The sequence below is a fragment of the Bacillus sp. SIMBA_074 genome (genome assembly GCF_046534555.1).
In the GTDB taxonomy this organism is placed as follows: Bacteria; Bacillota; Bacilli; order Bacillales; family Bacillaceae_G; genus Bacillus_A; species Bacillus_A mycoides.
Map to the genome: position 1 here is coordinate 1 of NZ_JAWRYM010001128.1, position 241 is coordinate 241.

A 241-nucleotide genomic window follows, 5' to 3' on the forward strand; every position below is an offset into this window, starting at 1 on the left:
CGGTGGTCGCCGTATCGTTGCAAGACTTCCCGATCTACTGGATGGTGAACACCGCGCTCTCGGACAACGAGGAGCTGTTCTCGCGCACACCGCGGTTCTTCCCGTTCCCGCTGAGCTTCGACAGCTTCGGGAGCATCCTCGCCGACGGTGGCTTCTGGTCGGCGCTCGGCATGAGTGCGGGCGTGACGGCCATCGTGGTCGTGGTCGCCGTGCTGTTCGGGTTCTTCGCGGCCATCGCGGT

The 241-nt window shown here is 65.1% G+C and carries 1 pseudogene; it reads left to right on the top strand.

What is annotated here, in order from left to right:
- Positions 1-241 (top strand): annotated as a pseudogene (locus tag SB773_RS34255) (hypothetical protein); the annotation flags it as partial.